The following is a 2599-nucleotide window of genomic DNA, read 5'->3' on the forward strand; positions in this document are numbered from 1 at the left end:
GAGGGCCAGCCGCACGGCGTCGCCGATGCGCTGGCAGTGCGCGCAGCGGGTCGGCCGGGCGTAGAGGCGCAACGCGACGGCACGCTCGTGCAGGGGGGCGGGAAGCCGGTCCAGGGCGCGCAGGAACTCATCGGGACGCACGACGCCTCCTGACGTCTCGCAGGGGTTGGGGGAGGGGGCGCCGGGCGAGGGAGTGGGCTCGCCTCGGCGCTGTGGAGCTGATGTCGTAGACGGATCAGGCCGGCGTGAGGATCGAATGTCGTCCGGCTACAGCTCGTTGATGTCGGTCACGACAGCGGTGAGCTTGTCGCTGGAGCGCTTCGTGCTGGCCATCTCCTCGTCCTGAACGGAAGCGGAGTCGCCGGTGACCTCAAGCGTGTTGATGATCGGATCCTCGGCGCCCTTGACCTCGTAGGTGAGTTCATAGGTCGTGTACGGGTCGAGGTCGGAGCCGGTGTATGTGACGTTGACCCGGTACGTGATGTGGCAACCAGCGCTACCGAAGCACTGCTTCCGCAGCACCTTCACGGCGAGCTTGAAGTCCTTCTTGGTGGGCGTGGCGTAGGTCGGAGCCGCGCTCGTGGGAGCGGCCGTGGTCGGGGCGGCCGTGGTCGGCGCGGCGGTGGTCGGCGTGGCAGTGGTCGGGCTTGCCGAGGTGGGGCTTCCTGCGGCGGCTGTGGGCTCTTCGCTGTTGCCGTCGCTGAAGGCGGCGATGCCGATACCGCCGCAGCAGAGGGCTATGACGAGCGCGATGCCGCCGATGAGCCACGCCTTGGCGTTCGAGCGCCCGGTGGGCGGGGTGGCGGCCCCGGGGAGCGTGCCGCCGGGCGGCATTACCGCCGGGCTGGTGGGCGGCGGGACCTGCGGCGGCTCGTGCGATCCGGTCGCGTCGGGCGTGGGCTGCTGGGGCGATACGGGGGCGGTCGGGTCGGTCATGGCGCACTCCTGGTGTGAACGTGAGCTGTGAACAGTCGGGGCGGGCGGGCAGGACCCGCCCCGACGCGGGATGGCGGAGTGGTCAGCTCAGCGCGACGGTGACGCCGCCGGAGAACATCGAGTCGTGCAGCTCGAGCTTGGCGAGCTTGACGTTCTTCGGGATGTCGAAGACGACGACGCCGGTGACCTGGTTGCCGGGGTTGATCTCGTTCAGGAACGTCTCGGCGTTCTTGTTGGCGTAGATGGCGGCGCCGGTGTCGGACGAGTACTCGGTGCCGTCGGCGGCGTACGCCTTCTGGCTGCTGCCGTCGAGCAGCTGCGCTTCCTTGCCGATGTTCTTGACGTTGAGGGTGACCAGGCAGAACTGCCCCTGGGCCTTCTCGCCGAGCAGGTCGGTGCCGACCTTGGCGACACCGCACTTGTTGGACTTCACCGTGAACTCGAACTTCCCGTCCCGGACGGCCTGGCCGATCTTGGCGGTCTTGGCGGGCTTGTCCTCGCCCTTCGCGGCGGAGTCGGAGTCGGCGCCGGTGCTGCCGGCCTCGTCGGTGGAGCCGGCGCCGCAGCCCAGCGCGATGAGAGCGGTGGCGAGCAGGGCGAAGGTCGTGGTCTTGCGCATCGTTGTCCTCCTGATGTGAACATGGCGGCGTCAATAAGAGCATCGTCCGACAACGGTGTCAACAGACGTTCCCGTCCTTGACGGATGTGCGAGACTTTCGGTGTGCAGGAAACCCCGACCATCACGGCGGCGGAGATCGCCCGGCTCGCCGGGGTCGGTCGGGCCGCGGTCAGCAACTGGCGCAAACGGCACGCCGACTTCCCCACCCCGGCGGGCGGCACTGCGACCAGCCCCGAGTTCGACCTGATCCAGGTCGAGCAGTGGCTACGCGCCCAGGGCAAGCTCCCCGAGCTCGCCACCGCCGACCGGCTCTGGCGACACCTCGCCGCCGCCAGCGACTCACCAACCGCCGGCCTCGCCGCCGTCGGCGCGCGACTGCTCGCCCGCCAACGCCGCACCCGGGTCGGCCCTCCCGACGCCCACCTGGCGTCGCTGCTGCCCGACCTCGACGCGCTCGCCGACGAGGTGGGCCCGCAGGGCGCGTTCGACGAGCTGTGGCAGCGTTTCTCCGCACCCGGGCCGGGCCGCCCCTTCGCCACCCCCGATGACCTCGCCGACCTCATGGTCGGGCTGGCCGACGTCGGCGCCGGCTCCGTCCTCGACCCGGCCATGGGCTCGGGGGCCACCCTGCGAGCCGCCGCTCGCGCCGGCTGCACTTCCGCGTACGGGCAGGAACTGGACCCGGACCTGGCCGCGCTCGCCGGACTGTGGCTGGCCCTGCGGGACGTACCCGGGGAGGTCGTCGCCGGGGATTCCCTGCGCGCCGACGCCTTTGCCGGGCGGACCGTCGACGCCGTCGTCTGCCACCCACCGTTCGGCGCCACCAATTGGGGCGACGACGAGCTCGGCCACGATCCACGCTGGATCGTCGGCACCACACCCCGCACCGAACCAGAACTCGCCTGGGTGCAGCACGCCCTGGCCCACCTGCGGGTCGGCGGGCACGCCGTCCTGCTGATGCCCCCCACGGTGGCCAGCCGGCGAGCCGGCAAACGGATCCGCAGTGAGCTGCTGCGCCGCGGCCACCTGCGCGCCGTCGTCGCG

General features: G+C 71.2%; 3 protein-coding genes. 1 reads left to right on the top strand and 2 read right to left on the bottom strand.

Annotation, left to right across the window (positions count from 1 at the left end):
• Nucleotides 1-267 precede the first annotated feature (267 nt).
• Entirely contained in the window at nt 268-936 is a 669-nt protein-coding gene (locus AB0I76_RS27400; protein WP_357041271.1) for a hypothetical protein, read from the bottom strand.
• 82 nt (nt 937-1018) lie between these two features.
• Complete coding sequence (locus tag AB0I76_RS27405; RefSeq protein ID WP_357041274.1) at nt 1019-1555, bottom strand: DUF4352 domain-containing protein; 537 nt, start codon at nt 1553-1555, stop codon at nt 1019-1021.
• Nucleotides 1556-1639: 84 nt separating this feature from the next.
• On the opposite strand from AB0I76_RS27405, the gene AB0I76_RS27410 reads away from it, so the two are divergent.
• Nucleotides 1640-2599, top strand: a 960-nt coding sequence (locus AB0I76_RS27410) for an N-6 DNA methylase (protein WP_357041277.1), incomplete at its 3' end; no start/stop codon positions are given.

Origin of the sequence: Micromonospora sp. NPDC049799, assembly GCF_040656655.1 — a bacterium.
Classification (GTDB): domain Bacteria; phylum Actinomycetota; class Actinomycetes; order Mycobacteriales; family Micromonosporaceae; genus Micromonospora.